Source organism: Streptomyces xingningensis (genome assembly GCF_054957865.1).
On record NZ_JBDJPF010000022.1, the window covers coordinates 51,095 to 66,873 of the forward strand.

Annotated in this window: 11 protein-coding genes; 1 reads left to right on the forward strand and 10 read right to left on the reverse strand. The window is 68.9% G+C overall.

Annotated features, from left to right (window positions below; genetic code table 11):
• Positions 1-21 precede the first annotated feature (21 nt).
• The gene (locus tag ABCR83_RS14115) at positions 22-2,154 is read left to right on the forward strand and encodes a 3-hydroxyacyl-CoA dehydrogenase NAD-binding domain-containing protein (RefSeq protein WP_462695309.1); all 2,133 of its coding nucleotides are present in this window, start codon (positions 22-24) and stop codon (positions 2,152-2,154) included.
• Between the two features lie 87 nt (positions 2,155-2,241).
• On the opposite strand, the gene ABCR83_RS14120 is transcribed toward ABCR83_RS14115, so the two are convergent.
• The 10 genes from ABCR83_RS14120 to ngcE all read right to left on the reverse strand — a co-directional run bounded on the left by ABCR83_RS14120 (position 2,242) and on the right by ngcE (position 15,750).
• Positions 2,242-3,324, reverse strand: a complete 1,083-nt coding sequence (locus ABCR83_RS14120) for a PLL family lectin (RefSeq protein WP_462695310.1) — start codon at positions 3,322-3,324, stop codon at positions 2,242-2,244.
• Positions 3,325-3,516: 192 nt separating this feature from the next.
• Positions 3,517-5,028 carry an amino acid permease gene (locus ABCR83_RS14125; protein WP_462695311.1) on the reverse strand — a complete coding sequence of 504 codons (1,512 nt, stop codon included), beginning with the start codon at positions 5,026-5,028 and terminating at the stop codon, positions 3,517-3,519.
• Positions 5,029-5,244: 216 nt separating this feature from the next.
• Entirely contained in the window at positions 5,245-7,197 is a 1,953-nt protein-coding gene (dxs, locus tag ABCR83_RS14130; RefSeq protein WP_462695312.1) for a 1-deoxy-D-xylulose-5-phosphate synthase, read from the reverse strand.
• Between the two features lie 153 nt (positions 7,198-7,350).
• On the reverse strand, positions 7,351-8,622 hold the full coding sequence (locus ABCR83_RS14135; RefSeq protein ID WP_462695313.1) for a sugar ABC transporter permease: 1,272 nt from the start codon (positions 8,620-8,622) through the stop codon (positions 7,351-7,353).
• Positions 8,619-9,407 (reverse strand): ATP-binding cassette domain-containing protein, encoded by a 789-nt coding sequence (locus ABCR83_RS14140; RefSeq protein WP_462695343.1) that lies wholly within the window; start codon positions 9,405-9,407, stop codon positions 8,619-8,621. The genes ABCR83_RS14135 and ABCR83_RS14140 overlap by 4 nt, the downstream gene beginning before the upstream one ends.
• 32 nt (positions 9,408-9,439) lie before the next feature.
• Positions 9,440-10,549 (reverse strand): substrate-binding domain-containing protein, encoded by a 1,110-nt coding sequence (locus ABCR83_RS14145; RefSeq protein ID WP_462695314.1) that lies wholly within the window; start codon positions 10,547-10,549, stop codon positions 9,440-9,442.
• A gap of 165 nt (positions 10,550-10,714) precedes the next feature.
• Positions 10,715-11,905, reverse strand: coding sequence for an ROK family transcriptional regulator (locus tag ABCR83_RS14150; RefSeq protein WP_462695344.1), 1,191 nt, complete (start codon positions 11,903-11,905; stop codon positions 10,715-10,717).
• Positions 11,906-12,375: 470 nt separating this feature from the next.
• Positions 12,376-13,320, reverse strand: coding sequence for a carbohydrate ABC transporter permease (locus ABCR83_RS14155; protein WP_462695315.1), 945 nt, complete (start codon positions 13,318-13,320; stop codon positions 12,376-12,378).
• A 37-nt stretch (positions 13,321-13,357) separates the two neighbouring features.
• On the reverse strand, positions 13,358-14,275 hold the full coding sequence (locus ABCR83_RS14160; RefSeq protein WP_462695316.1) for a carbohydrate ABC transporter permease: 918 nt from the start codon (positions 14,273-14,275) through the stop codon (positions 13,358-13,360).
• 44 nt (positions 14,276-14,319) lie between these two features.
• Positions 14,320-15,750 (reverse strand): N-acetylglucosamine/diacetylchitobiose ABC transporter substrate-binding protein, encoded by a 1,431-nt coding sequence (gene ngcE, locus ABCR83_RS14165; RefSeq protein WP_462695317.1) that lies wholly within the window; start codon positions 15,748-15,750, stop codon positions 14,320-14,322.
• Positions 15,751-15,779 lie beyond the last annotated feature (29 nt).

Genomic DNA, 15,779 nt, shown 5'->3' on the forward strand with positions numbered 1-15,779 from the left:
CGAGCGGAGCGAGGTCAGCGCATGAGCAACACCACCGAGCTGTTGAAGGGTGCGGCCGAGCTCTTTCCGGCCGAGGTCGTCACCCAGGCACAGGTCCGTCACCTCGAACTCCCGCACGGCGCGGGGCGGTTCGCGCTGATCACGCTGGACAACGGCCTGGACCACACCAAGCCGACCACCTTCGGCCCGCAGTCGCTGGCGAACCTGAACACCGCGCTCGACCAGGTCGAGGCGGAGGCCAGGGCCGGTGAGATCACCGGCGTCGGCGTCACCGGGAAGCCGTTCATCTTCGCGGTCGGCGCCGACCTCAAGGGCGTCGAACTGCTGGCCCGGCACGAGGACGCGCTCGCCATCGGCAAGGGTGGCCATGACGTCTTCAGGCGGCTGTCCTCGCTGGCCGTCCCGACGTTCGCGTACTACAACGGTGCCGCGATGGGCGGTGGCGTCGAGGTCGGCCTGCACTGCACCTACCGCACCGTCTCGGCCGCGCTGCCCGCCTTCTCGCTGCCCGAGGTCTTCCTCGGCCTCGTCCCGGGCTGGGGCGGCTGCACCCTGCTGCCGAACCTCATCGGCGCGGACCGTGCGGTGACCGTCATCATCGAGAACTCGCTCAGCCAGAACCGCCAGCTCAAGGGCAAGCAGGTCTTCGAACTCGGCATCGCGGACGCGCTGTTCGAGGGGGCCGACTTCCTGGAGCGCTCGCTGGACTGGACCGCGTCCGTCCTCAAGGGCGACACCGAGGTGGTACGGGCCGAGGTGGACCGCGGCGAGGCCTGGGACCGGGCCGTCGAGCGCGGCCGGGCGATCGCCGACTCCAAGGTGCATGGCGCCGCCCCGGCCGCCTACCGCGCACTGGACATCATCGCCGGTGCCAAGAACGGCGATCTGCGCCAGGGCTTCGACGCCGAGGACCAGGCCCTCGCGGACCTGATCATGAGCGGTGAACTGCGCAGCGGCATCTACGCGTTCAACCTGGTGCAGAGGCGCGCCAAGCGCCCGGCCGGCGCCCCGGACAAGTCGCTGGCCCGCCCGGTCACCAAGGTGGGTGTGGTCGGCGCCGGCCTGATGGCCTCTCAGCTCGCGCTGCTCTTCGTACGCCGCCTGGAGGTGCCGGTCGTGCTGACCGACATCGACCAGGAGCGCATCGACAAGGGCGTGGGCTATGTCCACGGCGAGATCGACAAGCTGCTGCTCAAGGGCCGCGTCAACCAGGACAAGGCCAACCGCCTCAAGGCCGCGGTCACCGGCTCCCTGGACAAGGCCGCCGCCTTCGGCGACGCGGACTTCGTCATCGAGGCCGTCTTCGAGGAGATGGGCGTCAAGCAGCAGGTGTTCGCCGAGCTCGAGGCGGTGGTGCCGGAGCACACCATCCTGGCGACCAACACCTCCTCGCTGTCGGTGACCGAGATGGCGTCGAAACTGAAGCGCCCCGAGCGGGTGGTCGGCTTCCACTTCTTCAACCCGGTGGCGATCCTGCCGCTGCTGGAGATCGTGCGCGGCGAGCGGACCGACGACGCCTCGCTGGCCACGGCCTTCGGGGTGGCCAGGAAGCTGAAGAAGACCGCCGTGCTGGTCAAGGACGCCCCGGCGTTCGTCGTCAACCGCATCCTGACCCGCTTCATGGGCGAGATCCAGAACGTCATCGACGAGGGCACCCCGGTGGAGACCGCCGAGCGGGCCGTCGAGCCGCTCGGCCTGCCGATGTCCCCGCTGGTGCTGCTGGAGCTGGTCGGCCCGGCCATCGGCCTGCATGTCTCCGAGACGCTGCACGGCGCCTTCCCGGACCGCTTCAAGGTCTCGGCGAACCTGGCCGCGGTGGTCAAGGCGGGCAAGCGCGGCTTCTACGTCCACGATTCCGGGAAGCCGGAGCTGGACCCCGAGGTGGCGGCGCTGCTGGTGCAGGGCGATGTCGTCCTCACCGAGGAGCAGGTGCGCGCCAGGGTGCTGGACGCCGTCGCGCAGGAGATCGGCCTGATGCTGGACGAAGGCGTGGTGGCCGAGGCACAGGACATCGACCTGTGCCTGATCACAGGCGCGGGCTGGCCCTTCCACCTGGGGGGCATCACCCCCTACCTGGACCGTGCAGGCGTCTCCGAGCGGGTCACCGGCAAGCGGTTCCTGGCCCAGGGCGTCGCCGGCGTACCGGCGGCATAACCGGCCGAACGCAAGGACGGGCCGGATGACTCACCATCCGGCCCGTCCGGCGTTTGTCGTGTTCGCGGTGGGAACCGGGGCCGGTGCCTAAGCCCGCACCCACCGGCCCAGCGCCAGCCCCGGCTCGTCCTTCTGACGAGCCACGCAAAGACCGCCGTCCGGCGTGACAGCGGCAAGCACCAGCCGGCCGTGCGCGTCCAGCGCCAGCGCCGGGGCTCCGGCGCACTCCTCCCCGGTCTCCGACCAGTACGCCCCCGCCGCCGCGTCCCCCGTCGGATAGGCGGCCACCGCGGGCAGCCCGGACGTCGCCCGCTGCGCCAGGACGGTGCAGTCGTGCCCGCCGATCGTGGTGCGGAGCGCGGCGACCGGACCGGCGCCGCCGTCCCCGAGGGAGCTCAGCGAGACCGGGGCGGGAGCCTCCGCATCCGGGTCGGCGGCCGGGTCGGGGGTGTGGACCTGGAGCACCGAGTCCGTGGCGTCCCGCCAGAAGTGGGTGATGCGCCCGTCACCGGCCGGGACCGACGTGCCGGAGGAGGCCAGCGGCTTCGCCGGGATGTTACGGACCCGCCGCAGCTGCCCGCCGGGCTCCTCCTGGCGCCAGCTCTGCACGGACTCACCGGTCAGCGCCAGCAGTTCCACCCGCCCGTCCTCGGTTGCCGCCGCGGAGAGCGTATCGAGCACATTGCTGCCCTTGAGGTCCGCCCAGGGGCCCCAGACGCCCTTGGCGTCCATGTGCCGCCCGCACACCCCGCCGCCGGCGTTGCGTATGAAGACGTGCAGGCCGGCCCGGTCCACGACCGTCGCCGGGGCCCCGATCTGCGCCGCCCGCTGCCAGTCCTGGCCATAGGGGGTGGCGATCGACCGCCAGGGGGTCAGCGCCCGGCCCGGCTGCAGCTGTGTGGCATAGACCACTTCCGTGATGGTCCGGCCGTCGTCGGTTTCCCGGGTGCGCACCCCGGTCAGATACACATACCCCTGTGGGGTCTGGGATATGGAGAGATGCGGCTCCAGTCCGGGCACCGGCAGCCGCTCGGGGATCCATTCCGGGCCGCCCGGCCGGGTCTCGGTCCAGCGCAGCAGGCCGCCCCGGGCGGGTGTGTAGGCCGTCAGCCGGCCGTCCTTGCCCCGCATCAGCCAGCCGGTGGTGGGGGTGGCCGTCCGCACTGCCATGAGTCGCTGCCAGCCTCTCTCGCGCGGACCCTGCCGGGGTCCGAAACCCTCGTCCCCGGGCCCAATTCCGCAGTGCGCGGAGCGGTTTCCTCGGTGTTTCCGACCCTCGACAATAACATCGTGCGGGCCCGGGAATTCCGGCCGGAATACGGCTTCGGACGCCCGGCTCCCCGCCGTTACGACGATCCGCCGCTACGACGGCTTCGTCGCACCCACCCGGCTGTGCCGTCGCCCATAGCCGAAGTAGACGACGACGCCGAGCGCCATCCAGGCGGCGAACCGCAGCCAGGTCTCCGCGGGCAGGTTCAGCATGAGCCAGAGGGAGGCGAGCACCGACAACGCGGGAACGGCCGGTACGAACGGGGTGCGGAAGGCGCGCGGCAGATCGGGCCGGGTGCGGCGGAGAATGACGACGCCGAGTGCCACGACGACAAAGGCGAAGAGCGTGCCGATATTGACCAGTTCGGCCAGCACGTCGATCGAGGTGAAGCCGGCCACGATCGCGACGACGACGCCCAGGGCGATGGTGGAGCGATAGGGCGTGCCGAATCTTGGGTGCACGGTGGAGAAGACCCTCGGCAGCAGCCCGTCGCGGCTCATGGCGAAAAACACCCGGCTCTGTCCGAGCAGGAGGATCAGGCAGACGGCGGTGAGGCCGACCGCCGCGCCGAAGCTGATGAGCCCCGCCCAGAAGGGGTGCCCCAGATCCTTGAAGGCATCGGCGAGGGGCGCTTGCACGGAGAGCAGGTTGTACTTCCGCATGCCGGTGACGACGATGGACACGGCCACATAGAGCACCGTGCAGATGACGAGCGAGCCGAGAATGCCCCGCGGCAGGTCGCGTTGGGGATTGTGGGTCTCCTCCGCGGCGGTGGCGACGATGTCGAAGCCGATGAACGCGAAGAAGACGATCGCGGCGGCCGCGAAGATGCCCATGACACCGAAGTTGGAGGGGGTGAAGCCGAACACCAGCTGAATGAGCGGGGCGGCGAGTCCGCTGCCGCCGCTACTGCTCCGGGAGGGCGGGATGAAGGGGTCGTAGTTGGCACCGGTGATGAAGAAGGCCCCGGCAATGATCACGATCAGCACGACGGTCACCTTCACCGCGACCACCACCGCGGTCACCCGCGAGGAGAGCTTCATCCCGAAGACCAGGATCGCGGTGATCGCCAGCACCAGCACACAGGCGAGGATGTCGAAGCCGAAGCGGCCCCCGTGCGGGCCGGTCAGGAAGCCCGGCAGATGCCAGCCCACGCTGTCCAGCAGCGAGCGGATGTAGCCCGACCAGCCGACCGACACCACGGCACAGGCCAGGGCGAGCTCCAGGGTCAGGTCCCAGCCGATGATCCAGGCGGGGAATTCGCCGAGCGAGGCATAGGAGAAGGTGTACGCGGACCCGGCCACCGGCACGGTCGAGGCGAACTCCGCGTAGCACAGCGCCGCGAGCCCGCAGACGAAGCCGGCCAGGACGAAGGCCAGGGCCACCGAGGGCCCGGCATTCTCCTTGGCCACCTTTCCGGTGAGGACGAAGATGCCGGTGCCGATGACCACACCGACGCCGAAGACGACGAGGTCGAGCGCGGAGAGCGACTTCTTCAGCGCGTGCTCCGGCTCCTCGGTGTCCCGGATGGACTCCTCGACGGTCTTGGTCCGGAACATGCCGCTCCGGCCGCGACCCTTCCGGGTGGATCGCTCCTTGTCCATCGGCTCACCTCCACCTGCTCGGCCTTGCGTCGCCCACGCGCATGAACTCATAAGCTGATGAGCGAGTGTCCGCGATGACCCGGGCTGTGGCGGGGCGGCCACAGCCGCCCCGGGCGGGTTTCACCCGATGGAAGGCAGGCCCCGGCATGCCGAAGGGCCGGCCGGACCACCCGGATAGGGGGTTCCGGCCGGCCCCGGGGCCGATGGGCCGTGCGGTCAGTCGCGGGCGACCTCGGCGGTGTCCGCGACGGCCTCGCCGGTGTCGGTGACGGCCTCGTCGGCGAGTCCGTCGAGCTTGGCGACCAGCCCGGTGACCTGGCGGGCGATGTCCGGGGCGGTGAGCCCGATCTCGGCCATGACCTCCTTGCGGGAGGCGTGGTCCAGGAAGCGCTGCGGAATGCCGAAGTCGCGCAGCGGGAGGTCCACCGCCGCGTCGCGCAGCGCCTGGGCGACGGCCGAACCGACGCCGCCCGCACGGCTGTTGTCCTCGACGGTGACCACGACACGGTGCTGCTGGGCGAGCCCGGGCAGCGCCTCGTCGACGGGCTTGACCCAGCGCGGGTCCACCACGGTGGAGGAGATGCCCTGCTTGTCGAGGAGAGCGGCGATCTCCAGGCACATCGGGGCGAGCGCGCCGACGGAGACGAGGAGGACGTCCGGCCGGGCAGTGCCCTCCGCGGGGCGGCGGAGCAGGTCCATGCCGCCGATCCTGCCCAGGGCCTCGACGGCCGGGCCCACCGTGCCCTTGGAGTAGCGCACCACGGTGGGTGCGTCGGTGATCTCGACGGCCTCCCGGAGCTGGGCGCGGACCTGGTCGGCGTCGCGCGGGGCGGCGATCCGCAGGCCGGGCACCACCTGGAGGATCGACAGGTCCCACATGCCGTTGTGGCTGGGCCCGTCGGTACCGGTGACCCCGGCCCGGTCGAGGACGAAGGTGACGCCGCACCGGTGCAGGGCGACATCCATCAGCACCTGGTCGAAGGCCCGGTTGAGGAAGGTGGCGTACACCGCGAAGACCGGGTGCAGCCCGCCGGTCGCCAGCCCGGCCGCCGAGGTTGCCGCATGCTGCTCGGCGATCCCCACGTCATAGACGCGGTCGGGGAACTCCTTGGCGAACTTGCCCAGCCCGACCGGCTGCATCATGGCCGCCGTGATGGCGACGATGTCCTCGCGCTCGCGGCCGAGCGCGACCATCTCGTCCCCGAAGACCGAGGTCCAGCTCGCGCCCGAGGCGGCCACCGGCAGGCCGGTGTCCGGGTGGATGACCCCGATGCCATGGAAGCGGTCCGCCTCGTGCTGCTCGGCGGGCTGGTAGCCGCGGCCCTTCTCGGTGAGGCAGTGCACGATGACCGGGCCGTTGAAGCGCTTGGCGCGCTGGAGGGCGGACTCCAGGGCCTCGATGTCATGGCCGTCGATCGGGCCCACATACTTCAGGCCCAGGTCCTCGAACATGCCCTGCGGGGCGATGAAGTCCTTGAGCCCCTTCTTGGCCCCGTGCAGCGTCTCGTACAGCGGCTTGCCGACGACCGGGGTGCGCTCGAGCAGATCCTTGCCGCGGGCGAGGAAGCGCTCATAGCCGTCGGTGGTGCGCAGGGTGGCCAGGTGGTTGGCGAGGCCGCCGATGGTGGGGGCGTAGGAGCGCTCGTTGTCATTGACGACGATCACCAGCGGGCGGTCCTTGGCGACCGCGATGTTGTTGAGCGCCTCCCAGGCCATGCCACCGGTGAGGGCGCCGTCACCGATCACGGCGACCACATGGTGATCGTCGCGCCGCAGCACCTGGTTGGCCTTGGCGAGGCCGTCGGCCCAGCCCAGGACGGTGGAGGCATGGCTGTTCTCGATGACATCGTGCTCGGACTCGGCTCGCGAGGGGTAGCCGGAGAGGCCGTCCTTGGCGCGCAGCCCGGAGAAGTCCTGGCGTCCGGTGAGCAGTTTGTGGACGTAGCTCTGGTGCCCGGTGTCGAAGAGCACCTTGTCCTTGGGGGAGTCGAACACCCGGTGCAGGGCGATGGTCAGCTCGACCACGCCGAGGTTGGGCCCGAGGTGTCCGCCGGTCTTGGAGACTGCTTCGACGAGGAAGGACCGGATCTCCGCGGCGAGCCGGCCGAGCTGCTCGGGGCTCAGCCGGTCCAGATCGCGCGGTCCCCTGATGCGGGTCAGCAGGGCCACCCGTGCCTCCTTAAGCTGTCGAGCTGTCGAGCGTTACCGGTCGGTCGAGTCTAATCTTCCGCCCGCGATGACGATGAACGGGTGATGCGAGCTATGTCACCCGATCGGCGCAGCGACTCGCCTCCGGCGCGGGACCCGCATCCCACTGGGCGATCAGGCGCGCCCCGCCGTCTTCTGGGTGCGCCGCGACAGCGAGTCGATCACCACCGCCGCCAGCAGCACCGCGCCCGTGATCATGTACTGGACCGCGGAGGCGATGCCCAGCAGCGCCATCCCGGAGGCGATCGACTGGATCACCAGCACCCCCAGCAGCGCCGACCAGGTTTTGCCCCGGCCGCCGAAGAGGCTGGTGCCGCCGATGACGGCCGCCGCGATGGCGTTCATCAGCAGACTGCCCGCGCCGGACGACTGGTTGGCGGCATTGACCTGCGAGGCGAGGAACATCCCGCCCAGCGCCGCCATCGTGCCGGAGAGCGCGAAGACGGAGATCCGGACGACGGAGACATTGATGCCGGCCCGGCGGGCCGCCTCCACACTGCCGCCGAGCGCGAACACCTTCCGCCCGTACGAGGTGCGGCGCAGCACCAGGTCGAAGGCCACCACCGAGCCGAGGAAGATCACCACGGCCAGCGGCAGCCCCTTGTACTGGTTGAACAGCCAGGCCGCCGCATAGGCGGGTACCGCCAGGGCGGCGGTCCGGGCCACGATCTCGGCCGGCGGGCGGGCGGGCACCCCGGCGGCCTCGCGCCGCCTGGCGTCCCGGAAGGAGACCAGGAAGTAGCCGAGCACGCTCGCCGTGGCCAGCCCGTACGCGGCGGCGATATCGCTGAAGTAGTGGTTGGTCAGGCCGGCCACCAGCCCGGAGTCATCGAGGTTGATGGTGCCGTCGGAGCCCAGCACCTGGAGCATCAGGCCGTTCCAGCCCAGCAGTCCGGCCAGCGTCACCACAAACGCGGGGACGCCGATGCGGGCGAAGAAGAAGCCGTGCAGCGCGCCGACGAGGGTGCCCGAGAGGAGGGCCAGGACGAACGCCTGCCACTCCGCCATGCCGTGGTTGACATTGAGGACCGCGAAGATCGCGGCGGCGAGTCCGCTCACCGATCCCACGGACAGGTCGATCTCGCCGAGGATCAGTACGAAGACGATGCCGACCGCGATCAGGCCGGTACCGGCGGTGGTGACAAAGAGGTTGGAGAGGTTCTCGGCCCCGAGGAAGGCGGTGTCCTGCAGTTGGAAGACCAGGCAGATGACGATCAGCCCGACCACCACGGGCAGCGAACCCAGGTCGCCGCTGCGCAGCTTGCGGGCGAACTCGCGCCCATAGCCGGCGAAGCCCTCCTCGCGGACCAGCAGTCGGGGGTCGACCGGCGTCACTGCGATGGGCGCGGTGTCCCGGGGCTCGTCCTCGGACAGTTCGGTGGTCACTTCTGGGCCTCCGCGGTGCGCGCCGTGCGGCGGGTGACAGCGTTGTCAGTGGCGCCGGTGATGGCAGAGATGATCTCCTCCTGGGTGGTGGAACGCACCTCGAAGGTGCCGTTGTTACGGCCGAGGCGCAGCACCGCGACCCGGTCGGCGACGGCCTGCACATCGGCCATGTTGTGGCTGATGAGGATGACGCCCAGGCCCCGCTCGCGCAGTCGCTCGACCAGGTCGAGGACCTGTGCGGTCTGTTCGACGCCCAGCGCGGCGGTGGGCTCGTCGAGGATGACGACCTTGGGCTCGCCGAGGAGCGAGCGGGCGATCGCGACGGTCTGGCGCTGCCCTCCGGACAGCGCGGCGACGGGGATCCGGACGCTGGGGATCCTGATGGACAGAGTGGCGAGCAGCTCCCGGGCGAGCCGCTCCATCTCGACCTCGTCCAGCACCCCGGCCCGGGCGATCTCCCGGCCGAGGAAGAGGTTGCCCACGACATCGAGGTTGTCGCAGAGCGCGAGGTCCTGGTAGACGGTGGCGATGCCCAACTCCTGGGCGACATGCGGCCGGTCGACATCGACCGGCCTGCCCTCCCACTCGATGACGCCGTCATCGGCGGGCCCCACCCCGGCGATCGTCTTGACCAGGGTGGACTTGCCGGCGCCATTGTCGCCGACCAGGGCGACCACCTCGCCGGGGCGGATCTCCAGCTCCACATCGGTGAGCGCCTGTACGGCACCGAACCGCTTGGAGATCCCGCGCAACGCCAGTACGGGCGCAGCGGACACGTGAATCAGCTCCTTCGCCGTGACGGCTCGCGGTGATGGCCCTACTTCTTCAGGCCGGCCTTGTCGCACTGCGCCTGGTACCTGGCAGTGCAGATCTCGTCCAGGGCGAAGAAGCCCTCCTTGCCGACATAGGTGCCGATGTCGGCCTTGGTCAGTGCCAGCGGGGTGACGATGATGGCGGGGATCCTCTTCTCCGAGCCGCTGTCCACGGTGGACTTGGCGACCGAGTCCAGCTTCTTGCCCCGGGCGAGGGTCACGGCCATGGTGGCGGCGGCATCGGCTTCGGGCTGGTACGGCTTGTAGACGCTCATGAACTGCTCGTCGGCCAGGATGCGTTGGACGGCCGCCAGCTCGGCGTCCTGGCCGGTGACCGGGGGCAGCTTGGCGTAGCCGGCGCTCTTGAGGGCGGTGATGATGCCGCCTGCCATGCCGTCATTGGCGGAGTAGACGCCGACGATCTTGTCCTTGCCGAGCGAGGAGATGGCGCCCTTCATGTTCTCGTTGGCGTTCTCCGGCTTCCACTCCTTGGTGTCGTACTCCTTGCCGACCTTGACCTTGCCGTCGAGCACGGAGTGCGCACCGTCCTTGTACATCTTGGCGTTGGGGTCGGTGACCGAGCCGTTCATCATGACGATCTCGCCCTTGGCGGCGTTGCCGCCCAGCTCCTTGAGCAGCGCCTCACCCTGGATCCTGCCGACGCGCTCGTTGTCGACGGAGGTGTACGCCTTGATCGGGCCTTCGGCCAGCCGGTCGTAGGCGACGACCGGGATGCCCTTGTCATTGGCCTTCTTCACCGAGCCGGCGATCGACTTGGCGTCCACCGCGTCGACGATGAGCGCGTCGACCTTCTTGGTGATCATCGTGTCGACCTGCTGCTGCTGGGTGGAGGTGTTCTGGGTGGCGTTCTCGTAGAGGACGGTGGTGTCCGCGCCCGCCAGCTCCTTGATCTTCTTTTCGATCAGTGGTTTGTCGAACCGCTCATAGCGGGCGGTCTGATTCTCCGGCAGCAGCAGCCCGATGGTCAGCGAGCCCTTGCCGTCCTTCTTCTTGCCGCTGTCGCCCGCTTCCTTGGCACTGCCACAGGCGGCGACCACGGCGGCCATGGAGATAGTGGCCACGGCCACCACGGCACGACGCATATGCGTGTTCACTTGCGGATACCTCCCTGACGAGGCCGCGCCGTTGCGGCCGAGGTGGCTGGCAGTCAACTCGGGCGCCAACAGAGCGTCAAGAAGTAAATCCTTAACGAGATGGCAACGATGCCATTCATTACCTAAGTGAACTCAAGAGGCTCAGGAGAGACAAAGTACCCCGGGTCAGCCGAGATCGGCCGGCAGGGTGTCGTCCAGCAGGGTCGAGTCACCCATCTCGCTCAGCACCAGCGCGAGCGCCCCCAGCACCTCGGCCCGGCCGCCCAGCGCACCGGGCACGACCTCCAACTGCCGTGCCGCGCTGGGGATCGCATAGCGCGAGACCGACTCCCGGATGGGTGCGAGCACCAGCTCGCCGGACTCCGCGAGGTCGCCGCCGAGCACCACGCGGCTGGGGTTGAGGAGGTTGCAGAGGCTGGCCACTCCGCTGCCGATGTACCGGCCGACGTCCGCGATCACCCGCCGGCAGCCCGCGTCGCCGTCGCGCGCCAGCCGCACCATGCGCGCCACGGTCAGGTCGGTGCCATGAGCCGAATGGAGCAACGGCAGGACGTAGCGGTTCGCGGTGAAGGTCTCCAGACAGCCCCGGTTGCCGCACCGGCAGACCGGGCCCGACTCGTCGAGCGTGATGTGCCCGATCTCCCCCGCGGTGCCCCCGGGCCCCCGGTAGATCTGCCCGTTGATCACCAGCCCGGCGCCCACCCCGCTGGCGACCTTGATGTATGCGAGGTCCACGGCCCCCCGGCCGGCCCCCCAGACCAGCTCGCCCAGGGCGCCGAGGTTGGCATCGTTGTCGACATACACCGGCACGTCCAGCCGGGTCGCCAGGTCGTCCCGGGGGTTGGTGCCGGCCCAGCCCGGCAGGATCGCGGTCGAGCCCAGCACCCCGGACGCCACATCGATCGGCCCCGGCACACCGAGCCCCACCCCGACGACCTTGCGCGGGCTGATGCCCGAGGCCGCGATCAGGCTCTTCACCAGATACTCCGCCCGGTCCAGCCCCTGGGCGGCCGAGGCGTCCACATCCAGCGGCTCGGCCTCCTCGGCCAGCACCCGGTGGGCGAGGTTGCCGATGGCGACGCGCAGATGGGTGTGCCCGAAGTCGACCCCCACCACGATCCCGGCGTCACCGGACAGCGAGACACTGCGGGCCCGCCGACCGCCGGAGGAGGTGGGCGTCACCTCCACCGTCCCGTTGTCCTTCAGCTCCCGGACGATATTGGAGACCGTGGCCGCCGACAGGCCCGTGGCCCGGGCGATCTCCGCCTGGGTGAGCGCCCCCGCCATGCGCACCGCACGCACGACCCGCTCCAGGTTGGCCCGGTGCAGCGACGACTGCGACCCCGGAGTCTCCACGCCCATTCACTCCCACCTCACTACCAGGGCGGCAGCACGGCACGACCACCGCCCCGCCCGCCGGGCTACGGCTGCAGAGCCCGGCCATCCATACAACATATGAACTCTAAGCTCAGGCCACCGCATGGCATAGATCACGTCAAGGCCCAGGTATCGGCCGACCCGCCCACATCGTACGGAGCGGGCCGCACAGCGCGGCCCGGGGGCCCGTCCGGCGCCCTCGCCCCAGGGCGGCCGAAGCCCCCGGTGACCGATGGGCGCCACCGGCAGATCCCATCGCCCGAACGGGCTAATCCGCCGCACCCGGTCACCGCCCACCGAGCCGCCCGGCCACGCCTCCCAAGGAACGGCCCGGCAACACGCGAGGACCCTCAACTGGCCACCGCGGACTGGTGGTACGCCCTGCGGATCGATGTAATCGACGTATATGACACCGGCTCCGAGGCACCGGCCCCGCGCAACGCGGGCTGCTACTTCAGGGAGCCGGCCGTCAGCCCGGCCTGCACCTGCCGCTGGAAGACGATGTATGCGGCGAGCACCGGCAGCATCGCCATCACCAGGCCCGCGAAGAGCCCCGACCAGTCGCCCTTGTACCCCTGGGTGGCCGCCAGGGCGACCAGCCCCTGGGGCAGCAGCCGCTTGTCCTCGTCGCCGACGTTGAGGACCGTGGGGAGCAGGTACTGGTTCCACTGGCCGAGGAAGTTGAAGATGCCGACGCTGATCAGCCCGGGCTTGGCCATGGGGAGCATCACCTGGAAGAAGGTCCGGGTGTGCGAGGCCCCGTCGATCAGCGCCGCCTCCGCCACCGAGGTGGGCAGCGTCCGGAAGAAGCCGGTGAGGAAGAAGACCGTGAACGGCAGTGAATAGGCGATATAGACCAGGATGAGGCCGGGATAGGTGTCGAGCAGCTGCATGTTCTTCATCACGAAGAACAGCGGGACCAGCGCCAGGATGACGGGAAAGCTCATCCCGCCCACGAACAGGAAGTAGATGAAGCGGTTGCCGGGGAAGTCGAAACGCGCCAGCACATAGGCCGCCATCGAGCCCAGCAGCATGGTGCCGAACAGCGAACCGGTCACCACCAGAATCGAGTTGAGGAAATACTGGCTCATATGCGCCTGGGACCAGGCACGGCTCCAGGCGTCGAAGTGCAGGCTCTTCGGCAGCGCCCAGGGCGAGGTGAAGATTTCCTTGTCCGTCTTGAACGCGCTCATCACCGCCCAGAGCAGGGGCAGGGTGACCATCAGACCCCAGAGCACCAGCATGGCGTGCGAGAAGACATTGAGGGCCCGGCCCTCGCCGCCGGTTCGCCCCCGCGGCGCGGCCGGCCCCGGCCCGCCGCGCTGCCGCGGAATGCCGGGCGGTGCCTCGGCCGGGGCGCCCGGGAGATCCGAGGGCTCGGCTTGTGCGGTCACGGTGCGACCCCCAGGTGGTTGTGCGTGCGTACGGCCATCAGAACTCCAGCCGTTCGCGCCGGCCGAGCTTCATGACGATGCCCGCGAAGATCATGGTGACGATGAGCAGCGCGACCCCGACGGTCGTCGCATATCCGGCCTGTCCGTCACGGAAGGCCTTGGTGTAGAGGTAGTAGGAGAGCAGCTCGGTGGAGTAGTCCGGGCCGCCCGGACCCACGGTCATGATCTGGACGAAGGCGAAGCCGTCCAGCGCCATGATGCCCATATAGACCCAGCCGGTCTGCACCGTGTCCCACAGCAGGGGAAGCGTGATGCGGAAGAAGGTCTGGATGCGATTGGCGCCGTCCAGCAGCGCCGCCTCGTAGAAGTCCTTGGGAATGGAGGCCATGCCGGCCGAGAACAGCACCACATAGAAGCCGACATTGCTCCAGACCATCACCGCCGTGACGCACCAGAGCGCGAGTTCCGGATCGCCCAGCCAGTTCGGCCGCACGGAGTCCAGGCCGATGGCGCTCAGGAAGGAGTTGAGCGCGCCGCTGTTGGGGTTGTAGGCGAACTGGAACAGCAGGGCGACAATCGCGAGCGAGAGCACCTGGGGAAAGAAGTAGACGACCTTGTAGAGGCCCGAACCCCGGACGCCGGCCACCGCCGCGTTCTTCCTGCGACGGCCGCCGACGTTCAGCATAAAGGCGAAGAACAAGCCCAGTCCCAGCGTCACCAGCGGAAGGACCAGGAGCAGCAGCACATTGTGCCCGACGGCCTTCCAGAACACCTCGTCGTCCCAGAGCCGCCGGTAGTTGTCGAATCCGGTGACCTTGAACTTCGAACTCAGTCCGGTCCAGTCCGTGAAGGAATAGTAGATGGCCTGGACAAACGGCGAGATGACAAAGATGCCGTAGATCGCCAGGGGCAGGATCAAAAACCCGGCGATAAACCGGTACTTACCGTGCTGCATGGCCTACGACCCCGATCCTGGGCACCGCCGCTGGTGACGCGGGCTCACTTGTGCTTGTACTTCTTGACGGAGCTGTCCTTGGCGGTGTCGTCCGCATACTTCTGGATCTTCTTGATGGCGTCGTCAGGGGTCAGCCGGCCGGCCATCAGCTCGCCGATCGCGCCGATCCCGATCTTCTCCTTCTGCAGGGCCACATACCAGTCCTGCAGCCGGGGGTTGACCACGTTCTGGCCCGCCTTGGCGAGGACCTCCTGGGAGGAGGCCAGGCCGGGCGGCAGGGTCAGGCCCTGGGTGCCGCCGTTGAGGGAGGTGAGCGAGGAGACGGCCTTGATGAAGTTCTGGGAGGACTTCTTGCCGAGCATGATCCGCAGCAACTCCATGCCGCCCTGCGGGTTCTTGGCGTTCTTGGGCACGATGAACGGCTCACCGCCGGAGGCCCAGAGAGTGCCGAACGGCATCTTGTCGCTCTTGTCGAGGCTGGAGGGCGCCCCGACCGCCATCTGGAAATCCTTGGGGGTGGTCTTCTTCGACTCGTTCTCGACCCAGGAGCCATTCGGGATGAACAGGGCCTTGCCCTCGTTCCAGGCCGTCTGCGACTCGATGTGGGTGAGGCCCGGGGTGCCCTGGAGGATATAGCCCTTCTTGTAGAGCTCGTAGTAGGCCTCAAAGGCGGCCTTGACGGCCGGGTCCTTCCAGGCGTTCGGCTCCAGGTTGTCAATCTTGTTCAGCACCTCGACGCCACCGATCTTGGCGATGAACGGGTAGAGGCTGAACGGCAGGTAGTACGGGAACTTGCCGGGGTATGTCCAGCCGGCGATGCCCTTCTTCTTCGCCGCCTCGCAGACCTTGAGCATGTCGTCCCAGGTCTCGGGGTACTGCGCATCGAGCTTCTGCAGATTGGACTTTGAGTACCAGACCCCGTAGACGGTGTAGGCGTAGTAGAGGATCCAGGTCTCGTTGCCGTCGAACTGGCCCATCTCCACGACCCCGGGGCGCAGCGTGTCGCGCACCTTCTTCTTGGGATCGTCGACGGATGGCGCATCCAGCAGGGCATTGAGGTCGGTCAGCTGCTTCTGGCCGACCAGGGTGCCCATGTCCATTTGTTTGGCGCCGGAGTTGTCGATGAGGTCCGGTGGGGTGCCGCCGTTGAAGCGCGGCTGGAGCTGGGGGCTGATGTCGGGCGTTGCGGCGTGCTTGATGTCGGCCTTCGGGTAGGCCGCCTTGTATTCGGCCTCCGCGTCCTTCGCATACTGCTCGCCGAAACCGCCGTTGAAGATGACGACATCGAGTGGCGCGGTCTCATTGACGGCGAGCGGGTTCTTGTCGCTCTTCTGCCCCTTGTCGACCTGCTTGTTGTCGTCATCGCCACCGCTTGCGCAGGCGCTCAGCACGCTCATCGTGGGGACCGCGATCAGTCCGAGGCCGGCGGCCCGTTTGATCAGATCACGCCGACCGAATTCCGAGGTGGTTCCCATGCTCAAGTACTCGCCTTCTCCAGGACTCA

What these genes read in the sequence shown, in the direction of transcription:
- ABCR83_RS14120 (WP_462695310.1), bottom strand. Translation starts at nt 3,324, where the DNA reads ATGGCAGTGCGGACGGCCACCCCCACCACCGGCTGGCTGATGCGGGGC.
- ABCR83_RS14125 (WP_462695311.1), bottom strand. Translation starts at nt 5,028, where the DNA reads ATGGACAAGGAGCGATCCACCCGGAAGGGTCGCGGCCGGAGCGGCATG.
- ABCR83_RS14160 (WP_462695316.1), bottom strand. Translation starts at nt 14,275, where the DNA reads ATGCAGCACGGTAAGTACCGGTTTATCGCCGGGTTTTTGATCCTGCCC.
- ngcE (WP_462695317.1), bottom strand. Translation starts at nt 15,750, where the DNA reads ATGGGAACCACCTCGGAATTCGGTCGGCGTGATCTGATCAAACGGGCC.
- ABCR83_RS14115 (WP_462695309.1), top strand. Translation starts at nt 22, where the DNA reads ATGAGCAACACCACCGAGCTGTTGAAGGGTGCGGCCGAGCTCTTTCCG.